General features: G+C 59.3%; 16 protein-coding genes. 9 read left to right on the forward strand and 7 right to left on the reverse strand.

What is annotated here, in order from left to right; all coding sequences use genetic code 11:
* Positions 1-11: 11 nt before the first annotated feature.
* The 3 genes from AC5YUO_RS11095 to AC5YUO_RS11105 form a co-directional block, all read right to left on the reverse strand.
* Positions 12-1,163, reverse strand: a complete 1,152-nt coding sequence (locus AC5YUO_RS11095; protein ID WP_496153336.1) for a DUF2333 family protein — start codon at positions 1,161-1,163, stop codon at positions 12-14.
* 235 nt (positions 1,164-1,398) lie between these two features.
* Positions 1,399-1,851: a pseudoazurin gene (locus tag AC5YUO_RS11100; RefSeq protein WP_400813078.1), complete on the reverse strand. Its 453-nt coding sequence runs from the start codon at positions 1,849-1,851 to the stop codon at positions 1,399-1,401.
* Positions 1,852-1,964: 113 nt separating this feature from the next.
* On the reverse strand, positions 1,965-2,546 hold the full coding sequence (locus tag AC5YUO_RS11105; protein ID WP_400813081.1) for a thymidine kinase: 582 nt from the start codon (positions 2,544-2,546) through the stop codon (positions 1,965-1,967).
* Positions 2,547-2,930: 384 nt separating this feature from the next.
* Here AC5YUO_RS11105 and AC5YUO_RS11110 point away from each other — a divergent pair, with 384 nt between their 5' ends.
* From AC5YUO_RS11110 to AC5YUO_RS11125, 4 genes are all read left to right on the forward strand, one after another.
* Positions 2,931-3,833 (forward strand): choline ABC transporter substrate-binding protein, encoded by a 903-nt coding sequence (locus AC5YUO_RS11110; RefSeq protein WP_400156389.1) that lies wholly within the window; start codon positions 2,931-2,933, stop codon positions 3,831-3,833.
* Between the two features lie 285 nt (positions 3,834-4,118).
* Positions 4,119-4,970, forward strand: a complete 852-nt coding sequence (gene choW, locus AC5YUO_RS11115) for a choline ABC transporter permease subunit (protein WP_496153337.1) — start codon at positions 4,119-4,121, stop codon at positions 4,968-4,970.
* Complete coding sequence (choV, locus tag AC5YUO_RS11120) at positions 4,967-6,013, forward strand: choline ABC transporter ATP-binding protein (protein WP_496153338.1); 1,047 nt, start codon at positions 4,967-4,969, stop codon at positions 6,011-6,013. The genes choW and choV overlap by 4 nt, the downstream gene beginning before the upstream one ends.
* Positions 6,014-6,555: 542 nt before the next feature.
* Complete coding sequence (locus AC5YUO_RS11125) at positions 6,556-6,876, forward strand: ArsR/SmtB family transcription factor (protein ID WP_400813088.1); 321 nt, start codon at positions 6,556-6,558, stop codon at positions 6,874-6,876.
* A 130-nt stretch (positions 6,877-7,006) separates the two neighbouring features.
* On the opposite strand, the gene AC5YUO_RS11130 is transcribed toward AC5YUO_RS11125, so the two are convergent.
* On the reverse strand, positions 7,007-8,182 hold the full coding sequence (locus AC5YUO_RS11130; RefSeq protein ID WP_496153339.1) for a DUF3095 domain-containing protein: 1,176 nt from the start codon (positions 8,180-8,182) through the stop codon (positions 7,007-7,009).
* A gap of 284 nt (positions 8,183-8,466) precedes the next feature.
* On the opposite strand from AC5YUO_RS11130, the gene AC5YUO_RS11135 reads away from it, so the two are divergent.
* The 4 genes from AC5YUO_RS11135 (at position 8,467) to queF (ending at position 11,580) form a co-directional block, all read left to right on the forward strand.
* On the forward strand, positions 8,467-9,573 hold the full coding sequence (locus tag AC5YUO_RS11135; protein WP_400813093.1) for a branched-chain amino acid ABC transporter substrate-binding protein: 1,107 nt from the start codon (positions 8,467-8,469) through the stop codon (positions 9,571-9,573).
* Positions 9,574-9,641: 68 nt separating this feature from the next.
* Positions 9,642-10,043, forward strand: coding sequence for a glyoxalase superfamily protein (locus AC5YUO_RS11140; RefSeq protein WP_496153340.1), 402 nt, complete (start codon positions 9,642-9,644; stop codon positions 10,041-10,043).
* A 154-nt stretch (positions 10,044-10,197) separates the two neighbouring features.
* On the forward strand, positions 10,198-11,100 hold the full coding sequence (locus AC5YUO_RS11145; RefSeq protein WP_400813098.1) for a cation diffusion facilitator family transporter: 903 nt from the start codon (positions 10,198-10,200) through the stop codon (positions 11,098-11,100).
* A gap of 15 nt (positions 11,101-11,115) precedes the next feature.
* Entirely contained in the window at positions 11,116-11,580 is a 465-nt protein-coding gene (gene queF, locus AC5YUO_RS11150; protein ID WP_400813101.1) for a preQ(1) synthase, read from the forward strand.
* 25 nt (positions 11,581-11,605) lie between these two features.
* Here queF and AC5YUO_RS11155 read toward each other — a convergent pair whose 3' ends face one another.
* Positions 11,606-12,355, reverse strand: coding sequence for a DUF2076 domain-containing protein (locus tag AC5YUO_RS11155; protein ID WP_496153341.1), 750 nt, complete (start codon positions 12,353-12,355; stop codon positions 11,606-11,608).
* Positions 12,356-12,455: 100 nt separating this feature from the next.
* Positions 12,456-13,046 (reverse strand): HupE/UreJ family protein, encoded by a 591-nt coding sequence (locus AC5YUO_RS11160; RefSeq protein WP_496153342.1) that lies wholly within the window; start codon positions 13,044-13,046, stop codon positions 12,456-12,458.
* A gap of 236 nt (positions 13,047-13,282) precedes the next feature.
* Here AC5YUO_RS11160 and AC5YUO_RS11165 point away from each other — a divergent pair, with 236 nt between their 5' ends.
* Entirely contained in the window at positions 13,283-13,864 is a 582-nt protein-coding gene (locus AC5YUO_RS11165; protein WP_003523060.1) for an ATP-dependent Clp protease proteolytic subunit, read from the forward strand.
* A 72-nt stretch (positions 13,865-13,936) separates the two neighbouring features.
* Here the strand turns inward: AC5YUO_RS11165 and AC5YUO_RS11170 are convergent, their stop codons facing one another.
* Positions 13,937-14,194, reverse strand: a complete 258-nt coding sequence (locus tag AC5YUO_RS11170; RefSeq protein ID WP_400813109.1) for a pentapeptide MXKDX repeat protein — start codon at positions 14,192-14,194, stop codon at positions 13,937-13,939.
* Positions 14,195-14,244 lie beyond the last annotated feature (50 nt).

Consider the following 14,244-nt stretch of genomic DNA (forward strand, 5'->3'; position numbering starts at 1 on the left):
AGGCCTCTGCCTTACCGGTCGAGAACGGAACGAAGCTCGACGAGGTTCGAGCGAACCCGCAGGACGTAAAATCCCATTGTGGCGAGGTGCGACGGCATGATCCAGCCGCTTTCCTCACCATTGGAGATGATTGCCGGCTGGATGCGCAGGGCCGCGCGGGTCTGCAGCAGCGTGTCGTTCCACAGGTTGGTCAGGTTGCGTTCACGGATGACCTGCGCGAAGTCCGATCCGGCGGCGGAAAGCACGCCGTAATAACCGTAGAGCTGGCCATAAGCGAACCAGAAGCGGTCGTCGGCGCGGGTGTCGAACCAGCCGCCATTATAGTTTTCCGAACGCTCGCGCAGAATTGCGGACGTGGAGCCGATATCGCCGGCGATACGGTCGATGAACTGGATGAGGTTGTCGGCGCGGGTATCGAAGACGGCCTTGCAGGCCGCGAGCTCGCCGTTGAAGGCCTGGAAGCTGCGGATGGCGGCACGGTAGTAGCTGGGGGTCGGCGTCTTCGGGCCAAAGGGATCGAGGCCGAAATACCAGGAATATTCGCTGAACTGCATGTTCCCGCGGGCTTCCTGAAGATTATTGTTGATGCCGGAGGTTCCGCGCACGCGGCCGAGCGTATCCACCAGTTCCACCGAGGTGCGGCGCACGGCCTGGTTCACGCCACGCTGGAAAGACGCCTTGTTGTCCAGAAACGGCGTGCTGTCCCAGTCCATGCCGAAGAGGCCGAGACGATAGAGCAGCATGGAGGAAATCCAGGCGTTCTGGTTGACGTTGAAATCGGTGAGGTCGGCGGCGGCGTCGACGATGGCCGAACGCTGGCACACGGGTGCGGAGGTGTTTGCGGCAACGCCAGTCGCACCGCCTGCCGGGGCGGCGGCGGGCAATTCCTGCCCGGCGGGCACGGTGCGCTCTTCAAGCTTGTAGCGCGCGACGTAATCCGGGTCGAAATTCGTCCAGACCTGGGTTTGCCAGATGAAATATCCGTAAAAGCCGACGAGAAGAATGGTGATGAGGGCGATGGGGCCCTTGATGAGCCAGTTGCGGCCGCTATACCAGCCATGGGCGGCCATGAAGGGCCACAAAAGCCAGGCGACGAGAAGACCGGCGGCCCTGCCGATGGCGCTGAAGGCTGCCTGAATCAAAGCGGTGATCCGGTCGATCATGTCGTCATAGTCTCCTCTGCCCGTGGGGCTGGACGCCGGAAGAAAACGCGCAGTCCGCCCGCGCCCTTCGGCGCTTCGTATAACCGCGGTCCTTTACTGTCTTCCAGATATGTCCCGGTCAACCGGGATACAACATGATTGCGAAACTTTTCTCAACCTGCGGTCCGCGCCGGCCGTTATGGCTTTCCATGTCGATTATGGAGGGTAGCCGCCGCGGAACCGAAGGGGTATGCGCTTAGAGGCCGAGCTTGGCGATCTCGTCGTTCAGCCGGTCACGTGCCTTTTTCGGCAGTTTGCCGTTCTTGACGGCGTCCAGATTGGCCGGGGCGGCATCGCCGACGACGACGAGCGCGATCATGCCCATGCCGAGATGCGGTGTGCATTTGACGACGTAGGCGCCTTCCTTCTCGACCGTGACCTTCACCGTCTCGTTCATCTTGCCCTTGAATTCGGTGACACCCTCGGGGATCATGTCCTTCACGGCTGCCGCATCATGGCCCTTGTCGACCGGGACGAAGGTGATGACATCGCCAACGGCGGCCTTGACGGTTGCGGGTTCGAAGACCATCGCCTGACCGTCGCTGCCCTTGTTGAGCATCTTCACTTCGATTTCGGCAGAAAGGGCGGGAAAGGCGAAGAGGCCCGCAATGATGGCAAGACCGGCGAATTTGGCAGTTCTGTTCTGCATAGTTTTGCTCCTGAGAGAAAGCACATCCACGCGAATGTGTCGCCGTCGTCTTAGCCCAGGAGCGGGGGAGCCATCTTTGCGAAAAATCAAATGCGGCAACCGGACGCAGATGTTCAGTCGCCCTTGAACATCTCCACCCAGTGGCGGCGGCAGAAGGAAACGTATTTCTCGTTGCCGCCGACATCGATCTGCGCGCCTTCCGTCACGACTTTTCCTTCATTGTCGAAGCGGGCCACCATCGTCGCCTTGCGGCCGCAATGGCAGATGGTGCGGATTTCGCGAAGCTCGTCGGCAATGGCGAGCAGCTCTTTCGAGGCGGGAAAAAGCTTTCCCTGAAAATCCGTGCGCAGGCCATAGGTCATGACCGGAATGTCCAGCCTGTCGACGATGTCGGCAAGCTGCCAGACATGGTGTTCGGAGAGGAAGTTGGCTTCATCGATGAAAACGCAGGCGACGGGCGCTTCGGCGTGGAGGGCCGATACCTCGGCGAACAAATCGGTACTGTCATCGAAGGTCAGGGCGTCGGAGGACAGGCCAATGCGCGAGGCAACACGGCCGACGCCGGCCCGGTCGTCAAAGGCCGCCGTGAAGATCAGCGTGCGCATGCCGCGCTCCTGATAATTATAGGATGCCTGCAGCAGCATGGTCGATTTGCCGGCATTCATCGTCGAATAATTGAAATAGAGTTTTGCCATTATCCACTCCCGGAGCGCCTTCGCGTCCTTCCGACGCTTCGCAACAATGCTCCAACCTGTTGAATCGGCACATCACGCCGCGCAAAACCGATTCTCGTTTATGCCGATGCTGCAGCCAGCGTCTTTTGACGGCGAAGAAGCGGGTTGAAAAGTGCCGCAATGGGAAAAACACAGATTTCCGCAACCCGCCTTTTCGTCGCCCCGGGCGCTGAAATCCGGTTATTTTCACGATTTTGTCGCAAACGGTGCGCCAAAGCACGCAAATGCACGCGAGTTGATTGTGGCCGGCAGATATTGATAATGGCAAGGGAACGAAAAAAAAGGGAGCAAACAATGTTTGCAAATAGAAGTCGCTGTCTGGCGCTCGCCGCAGCAATCTCCTCCATGACGTTCAGTGCGGCCGGCGCTGCGGAACCGGCAAGCTGTGGCACGGTGCGCTTTTCCGATGTGGGCTGGACCGACATCACCGCCACGACGGCGACCGCCACCGTGCTTCTGAAAAGCCTTGGCTATGAAACCGACGTCAAGCTGCTCTCGGTGCCCGTTACCTACACATCGCTAAAAAACAAGGATATCGACGTCTTCCTCGGCAACTGGATGCCGACCATGGAAGGCGATATCGCGCCTTATCGCGAAGACAAATCCGTCGAGACGCTCAGGGAAAACCTGACCGGCGCGAAATACACGCTGGCGACCAACGCCAAGGGCGCGGAACTCGGCATCAAGGATTTCAAGGACATCGCCGCCCATAGCGCTGATCTCGGCGGCAAGATCTATGGTATCGAACCGGGCAATGACGGCAATCGCCTGATCCTCGACATGGTGGCCAAGGACAGTTTCGGACTGAAGTCATTCGAGGTGGTCGAGTCCTCCGAACAGGGGATGCTCTCCCAGGTGGCCCGCGCCGAAAAATCCGGTGAGCCGATCGTCTTCCTCGGCTGGGAACCGCATCCCATGAATGCGAATTTCAAGCTGACCTATCTGACCGGCGGCGACGAGGTCTTCGGCCCCAATCTCGGCGGCGCGACGATCCATACCAATGTCCGCAAGGGTTACGTTGAGGAGTGCCCGAATGTCGGCGCCTTCCTCAAGAACCTGCAATTTTCCCTGCCCATGGAAAACGAGATCATGGGCAAGATCCTGAATGACGGCCTTGAGGGCGAGGCGGCCGCAACCGCTTGGCTGAAGGCCAATCCGGCGGCGATCGAGCCCTGGCTCGCCAACGTCAAGACCAAGGACGGCAGCGCCGATGCCCTGCCTGCTGCCAAGAAGGCGCTCGGCCTTTAAGCTGCAAGACGATGCATGACTGCATCCGGCCTGCGCGGCAGGCCGGATCAGCGGGAAATAACGATGCCCATGCATGACCTTGCCTGTGAATTTTCAGACATTGAAGGTCATGCGCCAGCACCGCGTCCGGCAGTTTTGCTGCCGGCCGTCATGTCTGCATTGGAGCAATTCCGGTGAAACGGGATGACGATGCTCCAGTTCTTTGTTGTCTGCGCAGTTCCGGACGCAAAACCGCTCTGCATTTTTGCCGGAATTGTTTTAGTTCACGAAAGGTCTTTTCTTACCGTGGAATGGCTCAGCGCTCCTGAAAACCGCCTGCCCGTCGGCCGATATGCCAAGGAGGCCATTGACTGGCTGACCGGCAATCTCGCTTTTTTCTTCGATTGGCTTTCCTTCATTTTCCAAAGCGTCATCAACGCCCTGCTTTATGTGCTGCAGGCGCCGCATCCGTTGATCATCGTGGCGATCCTGACGGCGCTTTCCGCCTGGACGCGCCGCTCCGTCGGCATGCCGCTCTTCACCGCGCTTGGCCTGCTGCTCATCATCAATCTGGGCTACTGGAAGGCGACGACGGAAACGCTGGCGCTCGTCATCGCGGCCAGCGCCGTGTGCATGATCATCGGCATACCGCTCGGCATATTGGCGGCCCGGCGCAAGTGGATCTATGCCGGCATGCGCCCGGTGCTAGATCTGATGCAGACCATTCCCACCTTCGTTTATCTCATCCCGGCGCTGGTGCTGTTCGGTCTCGGCATGGTTCCGGGGCTCATCGCCACCGTCATCTTCGCCATTCCGGCTCCCGTGCGGCTCACCCGCCTCGGCATCGTTTCGACGCCGCCGGCGCTGGTGGAGGCGGCCGTCGCCTTCGGTGCGACGCCTTCGCAGGTATTACGCAAGGTGGAGCTTCCCTTCGCCGCGCCGCAGATCATGGCCGGCCTCACCCAGACGATCATGCTGTCGCTGTCGATGGTGGTCATTTCGGCGCTCGTGGGCGCCAATGGTCTCGGTGTGCCTGTCGTGCGCGCCTTGAACACCGTCAATATCGCCATGGGCTTCGAGGCGGGACTGTGCATCGTCATTTTGGCGATCGTTCTCGACCGGCTTTTCCGCCTTCCCGGCGCGGAGGATGATCTATGAGTGACGCCATCATTTTCGGAAATGTCGATATCGTTTTCGGCGACCGGCCCGATGCGGCGCTGCCGATGATCGACAAGGGCAGCACGCGTGACGAGATCAATGCCGAGACCGGGTTGGTCCTCGGCGTCGCCAATGCCTCGCTCTCGGTCAGCGAAGGCGAAATCCTCGTGCTGATGGGGCTTTCCGGTTCGGGCAAGTCGACTCTGGTCAGGGCCGTCAACGGGCTTGCGCCCGTCGTGCGCGGCAATGTCAGCGTGAAGACCAAGTCCGGTTATGTCGATCCCTATCGCTGCCCGGCGAAAGCGCTGCGCGACCTTCGCATGCACACGGTCTCCATGGTCTTCCAGCAATTCGGTCTTCTGCCCTGGCGCAATGTGGCCGACAATGTCGGCTTCGGGCTTGAACTTTCCGGCGTGCCGGAAGCCGAGCGCAAGCGCATGGTGGCCGAGCAGCTGGAACTGGTGAACCTTTCCGCCTGGGCCGACCGCAAGGTGGGAGAGCTTTCCGGCGGCATGCAGCAGCGCGTGGGGCTGGCGAGAGCCTTTGCCACCGGCGCGCCAATCCTGTTGATGGACGAGCCGTTCTCGGCGCTCGACCCCCTGATCAGAAGCCGCCTGCAGGACGAGCTTCTGGAATTCCAGAGCCGGTTGAAAAAAACGATTCTCTTCGTCAGCCACGATCTGGACGAGGCGTTCCGTATCGGCAACCGTATCGCCATGATGGAGGGCGGACGCATCATCCAGTGCGGAACGCCGCAACAGATCGTCAAGCAGCCGGCCACGCCCTATGTCGCGGATTTCGTGCAGAACATGAACCCGATCTCCATGCTGACCGCTGCCGACGTGATGAAGCGGGGCGTGGACGAACGCAATGGCCAGATGGCTGTCGCCGCCACCGCCCGTCCAACGTCGCCGCTGATCGATATTCTCGACGCGCTGTCGAAACACTCAGGGGCGATCGGCGTCGTCGACAATGGCGCGATCATAGGCACGATTTCCGCCGATGAAGTTGTGGCGGGGCTGACGCGTCACCGCAAAAAATAATGATTCGCCTGTCTGAAAAAGAAAGGGCCTTCCGTCATGGAGGGCCCTTTTTTGTTCCGGCAAGATATTTGCGGCGCAAGTTATACCTTCCCACGGTAGAAAAGAATATTTTTGATATCATAAGTTATGCATGAAAATAATTACTAATAAAAATCATATTGCAAACTTAGAGAAAATTGCGCAAAGTTAATCTAGATTCTTTAGCTCGCTGCTAAATTTAAGGTGGTAATAGATTGTCACCCTAAAAACCGGCATCGGGAATTAAGATTGAAGCGCTCAACTTTTGATCGTTTATTGCTTATAAATACTGCTGCTAATACATGTATTTATCATTAAACTGACAAAAAACAGGCAAAAAGCTGATAATTTAGTCACACTGTCTTAAGTAAATAACCGATGAAGAATAGTCTTTGGAAGGGACACGATATAAGCAAGATTTAGGTATATACAACGTATCAACTGAATTATAAAAACACCTTTTGGAACACCTATAATAGCCACCATGACCGTCTTTTTCGACTGTCATCAGGAGACTTGAGCGTATGGATAACCAATCTCTGTCGGAACATAGCATCGCCGCTGCAGACTTGCTCTCAGCCATGGCGAATCCCAAGCGCCTGATGATCTTGTGTACGCTGGTGGATACGGAAGTGCCGGTTGGTGTTCTCGCTTCACAGGTTGGTCTCAGCCAGTCCGCTCTCTCGCAGCATCTTTCGAAACTGCGTGCCCAGCGGCTGGTGAAGACACGACGGGATGCGCAGACCATCTATTATTCCAGCAATTCCGAATCCGTGAAAAAAATCCTCGCCTCCCTCGAGGAAATTTACTGCCAGACGCAGAAGAGCAGCAAGACCGCAGCCTGATCCCACGGCCCTGTTAAGGCCCGGCAGCATCACCCGATTGAAACCGGCGCACGACGCCGGTTTTTCTGTTCAACGGCCTTCGCCGCAATGCATCCGGCACCGGGATTGAGGTTTGGCATCGGCGCCGCGTTCAGCCCGGTGCAGCAGATTGCATCTGTTGCTTCAGAAGGCTTGCCGCAGCCGCGTATCCGCCGTCTGCCCCATCCACGAAATGCATGTGGTCTTTCGAAAGCGGGGATGGCACGATACAGGTCATCAAGGCGGCATCCTGCTCATGCAGGCCGTAATAACAGCTTCCCGATAGACGGCCCTGTTCCAGCCGGGCGCGGATTTTTTCGAGCCGTGCGGCGTCGATATCCACCGTCATCTTCAGACCGTCATCGAATTTCCTGAAATCCGTATTGCTGGCGACCGAACGCCGGTAGCGTATCGCATTGAACGGCCCGAACGAGAGCCCCGTCACGCTCAAGAGATTGACGAGCAGGGATTCGCCGAGAATGCGAAACGAGCGGCGTACCTTGCCCCAGACATCGTGATAGGCAGCGCCGGCCCGGGCCTCGAGGCCGAGACCCTCGCGCACGAAGCCGAGTTTCGGCCCATCCTCCGGCACGGGGTGGCCGTGTCTTGCATCCTGCTCGGCAAGATCGACGAGATCGATGACCAGTTGTCGGAATGCCGGCATGTCCCGCGACGGCCCCGGCACGGCGATGATCGACACCACCTTGCCGTGGGTGGCCGGAATGGGGTTCCAGCGGCATGAAAGACCGGTGAGATCGGGGCGCTCGCCCGTTTCGGCTGCGGGCAGGGCATATTGCCCCTCCTTCATCCGCGCTTCCGCCCAGCTGTTGCCGCCGCCCGAAAACATGGCGTAGGAAACATCCTCGCTCGCCTGAAAGCGCGCGACACGAATATCGAAGCCATTCTGACGAATATCCTCGACGGGAACCAGCGCCACACGCATGGCAAGATCGAGATCGTCCTTCACCCAGCGCTGCACATTCGAAAGCGCGGTGCGTGCGACAGAGAGCCCCTGGGGCGGCACCGCGACAGCGGCACCATCGCCGCCGAAAACGAAGGGCAGGTCGTGACGCCCGAGACTGTTCGATACGCCTGAAATGACCGCCGCACCCGCCATGTTGACGGCCTTGTAGCGGCCGGTGCCGATTGCCGTGGTCGAATCAATGATATCGGCGATGGCCAGCCCCCATCCCGGCGGCAGGGCGCGATAAAGCGCCGGGTCGGCCACGTCTTCAAAATGCCGGAAGACGGGCAGGCCCGCCAGAAATTCTTCATCTGCTGCGATCATGGCGTATTATCCTCCAGCGGCGGCCAAACGCCAAGCGTTTACGGAAGGTCGATTTGTCCGTTCAGACGGCGCAATCAGGGCCGATCCGGCGATTGATTTACCGCTAATAGAGCTAATCCAGCAAAGGTGACTTGCATAAATCATCAAACCTTCCGTATGAGTTGAGTGGAAGGCTCGGAATTCAAAAATGGAACGAGTTTTCGCCGGGAGGCGTCCGATAGTTTCATTCGGTCGGCGCCCATGGCGCTCACCGGGTCCGCGACCCCCTTTAAGGAGACACCAGGATGAAACTGAAGACATTGACCAGCGTGACGCTTGCAGCGTCCTTCGCATTCGCACCCCTTGCTCATGCCGAGATCGTTATCGGCCTGATTGCGCCGCTCACCGGTCCTGTCGCCGCCTATGGCGACCAGGTGAAGAACGGCGCCCAGACGGCAGTCAATGAAATCAACAAAAAGGGCGGCATCCTCGGCGAACAGGTCGTGCTGAAGCTTGCCGACGATGGCGGCGAGCCGAAGCAGGGCGTTTCCGCGGCCAACCAGCTGGTTGCCGAAGGCATCCACTTCGTTGTAGGCCCGGTAACCTCGGGCGTCGCCATTCCGGCATCGGATGTCTTTGCCGAAAACGGCGTGCTGATGGTCACCCCGACAGCGACCGCGCCGGGCCTCACCAACCGTGGCCTTTCCAACGTTTTCCGCACCTGCGGTCGTGACGACCAGCAGGCCGAGGTTGCGGCGAAATATGTTCTCGCCAACCTCAAGGACAAGAAGATCGCCATCATTCACGACAAGGGTGCTTACGGTAAGGGCCTTGCGGATTCCTTCAAGGCGACGCTGAATGCCGGCGGCGTGACCGAAGTTCTCTATGATGCGCTGACCCCCGGCGAAAAGGATCTCGGCGCGCTGACGGCCCGTCTGAAGGCCGACAATGCCGACATCGTCTATTTCGGCGGTTACCACCCGGAAGCGGGTCTTCTGGTGCGCCAGCTGAAGGATATCGGTTCCAAGGCTGCCGTCATCGGCGGTGACGGCCTGTCGAACAGCGAGTTCTGGAACATCGGTTCGCAGGCTGGCGAAGGCACGATCTTCACCAATGCTTCCGACGCGCTGAAGAACGACGATTCAAAGGCCGCTGCCGAAGCCCTGAAGGCCGCCAACATTCCGGCGGAAGCCTTCACGCTCAACGCCTATGCCGCCGTCGAAGTCTTGAAGGGTGGTATCGAGAAGGCCGGCAGCGCCAAGGATTCCGAAGCGGTCGCCAAGGTTCTGAAAAGCGGCGAGGCTTTCCCGACCGCAATCGGCAAGGTCACCTATGGTGAGAGCGGCGACCTGACCTCGCAGGCCTTCTCGCTGTTCAAGTGGCAGGACGGCAAGATCGTCGCAGCCGAATAAGCTGATCCTAACCGGCCGCACCCGTTGCCGCCGGTTTCATTTTACGGTCTGAAAAGAGGCAGGGCAGCATGGCCGATGCGGGAACGCAAACGGACAGGGAAATCGGCTTCGAGCGGATATTCCCGATCGTCAGAATTTTCGACGAGGCCAAGGCACGGGAGTTCTATGTCGACTTTCTCGGTTTCGAGGTCGACTGGGAACACCGCTTTGGCGAGAACTTCCCGCTTTACATGCAGGTTTCGCGGGCCGGAATGGGGCTTCACCTCAGCGGCCATCACGGCGATGCGACGCCGGGTTCGAATATCTTCGTCACAATGCGGGGAGTTCACGCCTATCAGAAGGAACTGGTGGGCAAAAAATATCGCTTCCTCAATCCCGGTGTTGAAGAACTGCCCTGGGGTGATGTCATGGAAGTCATTGATCCGTTCGGCAACCGCATCCGTTTCTGCGAGCAAAAAGGTAAGGACTGAGATCCAGGCTGGCGCCGCATGGCTCTTGACCTCGCCGGTTGTTTGAACGATAGAGACGCCAATAGCGAACCGCGCGCACGGAGACCCCGTGCGCGCGGTTCGTGCGTTTTGGCAATCGGTCATGCAATTCGTTCGCATCCGCACGGGGGCAAAAATGAACAGTGAAGGCAATGCGCTGGTCCGGAAACTGGCATTCTGGAGCATTCCGCTTTCTTTCGGCGTGCTGGGCCTCAAGCTCGTGGCCTGGTGGGTCACCGGCTCGGTCGCGCTTTTATCGGACGGTCTGGAATCGACCGTCAATGTGGTCGCGGCCTTCATCGCCTATTTCGTCATTCGTTACGCGCAGAAGCCCGCCGATGACGACCACCAGTTCGGCCACCACAAGGCGGAATATATTTCCGCCGTCGTGGAGGGCGTGCTGATCGTCGTTGCCGCGCTCCTGATCGTGCAGGAGGCCTGGGGCGGTCTTTTCAACCCGAGGCTGCCGGAAGCGCCGGCTCTTGGTCTTGCCATCAATGCGGCGGCGGGCGTCATCAACGCCATCTGGGCGACGATCCTGATCCGTGTCGGCAAAAAATATGCTTCCCCGGCGCTCGCGGCCGACGGCCATCACATCATGTCCGACGTCGTCACCTCGGCAGGCGTTCTCGTCGGCCTTATTCTGGCGCTTCTGACGGGTTATGCCATTCTCGATCCGCTGCTCGCCATTCTGGTGGCCATCAACATCCTGTTCCAGGGTTCCAAGGTCATTCTGCATTCGCTGGGCGGGCTGATGGATCGGGCCGTGGAGCCGGAAGAGGACGAGGCGATCAAGAAGGCCATTGCCGAACATTCCGGCGGCGTCATTGGCGTCCATGATCTGAGGACACGCCGCGCGGGCTCGGCCGCCTTCATCGATTTTCACGTGGTTGTTCCAGCCGTCATGACGGTGCGCGAGGCGCATGATATTTGCGACCGCCTTGAAGATGCCATAAGGGACGTCATACCGGGCGCCAGCCTTGCCATTCACGTCGAGCCTGAGGGCGAAAAGGCGCATGGCGTCAAAGTGATTGTTTGAAAAACAGGAGTTTCCATGTCCGTGACGGATGTTTCCGGCCTGTCGCAGCTGGGCACGAAGGTCGATACGCCTGAGAGCCCGGAAAAGGCCGTTCTCGAAAAAGTGCCGAACGGCAATGCCGGCACCGATTATGTGGTGCGCTTTACCGCGCCCGAATTCACCTCGCTTTGCCCGATGACCGGGCAGCCGGACTTCGCCCATATCGTCATCGACTATATTCCCGGCGATTTTCTGGTGGAATCGAAGTCGCTGAAGCTCTTCCTGCAGTCCTTCCGCAATCACGGCGCCTTCCACGAGGATTGCTCGGTCTATATCGCCAAGCGTCTGGTGGAATTGCTTCAGCCGAAATGGCTGCGCATCGGCGCCTACTGGTATCCGCGCGGCGGCATTCCGATCGACGTATTCTGGCAGACCGGACCGGCGCCTGAAGGCGTATGGCTACCGGATCAGGGCGTTGCACCTTATCGGGGCCGCGGCTGATCCGGCTTTTTAGGCGCTTTAAGGTTCAGGCGAACGAACCGTCATCGCCTGAATCGGAATCCATGTCGTCGGCGCTGTCATCGTAATCGGCCTGCTGGATATCGTCATCGTCATTGTTCTGCGGGCTAGCGCTGTCACCGTAGTAGTTGTTGATGACGGTTTCCTCGACAGGCGCGTTGCCGGCAGCATTACCGCCGCCGAAGGGCGAGCCAAGGCCGAGCGACGACATGTGGCTGCCGAAAATGCCGCTCAGCGAATTGGCGAGCAGCATGCCGCCGGCGACACCCGCGGCGGTGCCGAGCGCGCCCTGCAGAAAACCACCGCCTGAAGAACGCCCGAATGCGGCGGGCTGCTGCTGGCTCCAGGGGCCACCGGGTTGCTGGCCTGCCGGCGATCCCCAGGGGCCGGCCGTCTGGCCTGCGGTATCGTTGCGCCATGACGTTTGCGGGGCAGGGGCGGGTGCCGGTGCTGGCGGCTGTGACTGGCCGGTTCCGAAGATGGAACTCAGAAAGCCGCCCTGCGCTGCGGCCTGCGGGGCGCTGTTACCGCTTTCCAGCGTATGGATACGGTCTTCGAGCTGCTTGATATGGGCTGCCGCCGCCTCCAGACCCTTTTCCTGAACGATGACCGCCTGGGCGAGATAATAGGGGGCTGCGGGCTGATCGCGCACGGCGTCTGCGATCAATGTTTCCGCCTCGCGGTCACGCGGGGTGGCGGATGCGGCCTTGGTTCTTTCGAACAGGCCCTTGAGAAGCTGGCTTTCTTCCGGTGACATATGATGCCTCCTTACCGTGAAGCGAAAATCCACGATAAGGAGGTAGGCCTCAATTCCGGCTTTTCAAAGCGGTCCGAATTTTAAATTTCGGTAATGATCGTCAGCCGCCGAAGGCGAGCGAGAGGCCCGCAATTGCCGTCAGCGCGCCGACGGTGCGGCTGGCTACTGAGCCGAAACGGGCAATGCCGAGGCCGAGCGCGATGCCGGCCACATGCAGGATGGCGGTGGCGATCATGAAGCCGATACCGAATTGAAGCGCGCCGGCGCTGCCGAGTTCACCGCCATGGGCATGGCCGTGGAAAAGCGCGAAAGCGCCGACAACGGCCGCCGCCGCTGCCGTGGGAAGCCTTGCCGCCATGGCGACCAGCAGGCCGAGACCGATGACGGAGGCGAGAATGGCGGGTTCGACGAAGGGAATCCCGATGCCATAAACCGCCATCAGGAAACCGGCCGCCATGGTGCCGACGAAGGCGGAAGGCACGATCCACAGCGCCTTGCGGTCATTCTGCGCCACGGCGATCTGCGAGGCCCAGATGCCGACGGCCACCATCGCCAGAATGTGGTCCGCACCGAAGAAGGGGTGGGAGACACCGGCCATGAAGGAACCGTGTTCTTCCGGGTTCAGATGGGCGAAAGCGGGCAGGGCGGTAACGCCCAGTGCGGCGGCAGTGAGGCTTAGTCTTTTCAGCATGGTTCCCTCTTGAAATTATGGCTCTCCGCAACGGAATCTTGGGGCTTCCCGCGGCAGGCGGCGCTGCAATGAGGCGCTGACGATATCGCGAAGGCCGACAGGCTGTCCATGCGTCATCTGCCGGGGGTGGTGTTTATTGTTGGCGGGCAAACCTTGCCTTTTTCTCTCATTGCCTTACGTAACAAGTCGCACTATGTCCGAAGGGCATGCACGAATTTTGCTGGAGAGAGCCGTTGATGAACGAAGACGAAGACGACAAGAGCAAGGAACTGCCGATCGGCAAGGAAACGGAAGCGAATCTTTTCAAGTCGCGTTCGATCTTCATCTATGGTGGCATCACGCAGGAACTGGCGCAGAAGGTCTGCACGCAGCTCGTGGCTCTTGCCGCCGCCAGCGACGACGACATTCGGGTTTACGTCAATTCGCCGGGCGGCCATGTCGAATCGGGTGATTCCATCCACGACATGATCAAGTTCATCAAGCCGAAGGTCTATATCATCGGCACGGGCTGGGTCGCTTCCGCCGGCGCGCTGATTTACGTTTCGGTGCCGAAGGAACGCCGCCTTTGCCTGCCGAACACCCGCTTCCTGCTGCACCAACCCTCCGGCGGCACGCGCGGCATGGCATCCGACATCGAAATCCAGGCCCGCGAAATCATCAAGATGAACCAGCGCCTGATCAAGATCTTCTCCAAGGCCACCGGCCAGAGCGAAGAAAAGATCGCCAAGGATATCGATCGCGATTACTGGCTCGGCGCGGAAGAGGCCAAGGATTACGGCCTCGTCGGCAAGATCGTCGAGAGCCAGTCGGAACTCTGAGTTTTCGATTTTTCAGTTGAGAAAGCCCGTATCGGTGGAAACCGGTGCGGGCTTTTTCCTTTTGGGTCGGTATTATTTCATCATGTCGCAGGCCTTCATCATGTCGGCCTTTTTCATCTTGTCCATTTCCATGCCGGCCTTGTGCATGCAGTCCTTCTTGCTGGCCATGGACATGCCATCCTTTTTCATCGTCTCCGTCTTCATGGTGTCGGTATGCATGGTATCCTTCTTCATCGTATCGGTTTTCATGCTGTCGGCATGGGCGATGCCTGCGAAGGAAAGAGCGGACAGAAGGGAAGCGGCGGCAATGGCGGTAAAAATGCGGGTCATGAAGGGTCTCCTCTGGACGTCGTTGAATGTCCGCCGGCATCGCGCCGGGG

It is taken from the genome of Agrobacterium sp. LEGMi-208b (assembly GCF_059511785.1).

Excerpts from the sequence above, each read along its gene's own strand:
- AC5YUO_RS11095 (WP_496153336.1), bottom strand. The coding sequence starts at position 1,163 with ATGATCGACCGGATCACCGCTTTGATTCAGGCAGCCTTCAGCGCCATC.
- AC5YUO_RS11100 (WP_400813078.1), bottom strand. The coding sequence starts at position 1,851 with ATGCAGAACAGAACTGCCAAATTCGCCGGTCTTGCCATCATTGCGGGC.
- AC5YUO_RS11105 (WP_400813081.1), bottom strand. The coding sequence starts at position 2,546 with ATGGCAAAACTCTATTTCAATTATTCGACGATGAATGCCGGCAAATCG.
- AC5YUO_RS11110 (WP_400156389.1), top strand. The coding sequence starts at position 2,931 with ATGACGTTCAGTGCGGCCGGCGCTGCGGAACCGGCAAGCTGTGGCACG.
- choV (WP_496153338.1), top strand. The coding sequence starts at position 4,967 with ATGAGTGACGCCATCATTTTCGGAAATGTCGATATCGTTTTCGGCGAC.
- AC5YUO_RS11125 (WP_400813088.1), top strand. The coding sequence starts at position 6,556 with ATGGATAACCAATCTCTGTCGGAACATAGCATCGCCGCTGCAGACTTG.
- AC5YUO_RS11130 (WP_496153339.1), bottom strand. The coding sequence starts at position 8,182 with ATGATCGCAGCAGATGAAGAATTTCTGGCGGGCCTGCCCGTCTTCCGG.
- AC5YUO_RS11135 (WP_400813093.1), top strand. The coding sequence starts at position 8,467 with ATGAAACTGAAGACATTGACCAGCGTGACGCTTGCAGCGTCCTTCGCA.
- AC5YUO_RS11140 (WP_496153340.1), top strand. The coding sequence starts at position 9,642 with ATGGCCGATGCGGGAACGCAAACGGACAGGGAAATCGGCTTCGAGCGG.
- AC5YUO_RS11145 (WP_400813098.1), top strand. The coding sequence starts at position 10,198 with ATGAACAGTGAAGGCAATGCGCTGGTCCGGAAACTGGCATTCTGGAGC.
- queF (WP_400813101.1), top strand. The coding sequence starts at position 11,116 with ATGTCCGTGACGGATGTTTCCGGCCTGTCGCAGCTGGGCACGAAGGTC.
- AC5YUO_RS11155 (WP_496153341.1), bottom strand. The coding sequence starts at position 12,355 with ATGTCACCGGAAGAAAGCCAGCTTCTCAAGGGCCTGTTCGAAAGAACC.
- AC5YUO_RS11160 (WP_496153342.1), bottom strand. The coding sequence starts at position 13,046 with ATGCTGAAAAGACTAAGCCTCACTGCCGCCGCACTGGGCGTTACCGCC.
- AC5YUO_RS11165 (WP_003523060.1), top strand. The coding sequence starts at position 13,283 with ATGAACGAAGACGAAGACGACAAGAGCAAGGAACTGCCGATCGGCAAG.
- AC5YUO_RS11170 (WP_400813109.1), bottom strand. The coding sequence starts at position 14,194 with ATGACCCGCATTTTTACCGCCATTGCCGCCGCTTCCCTTCTGTCCGCT.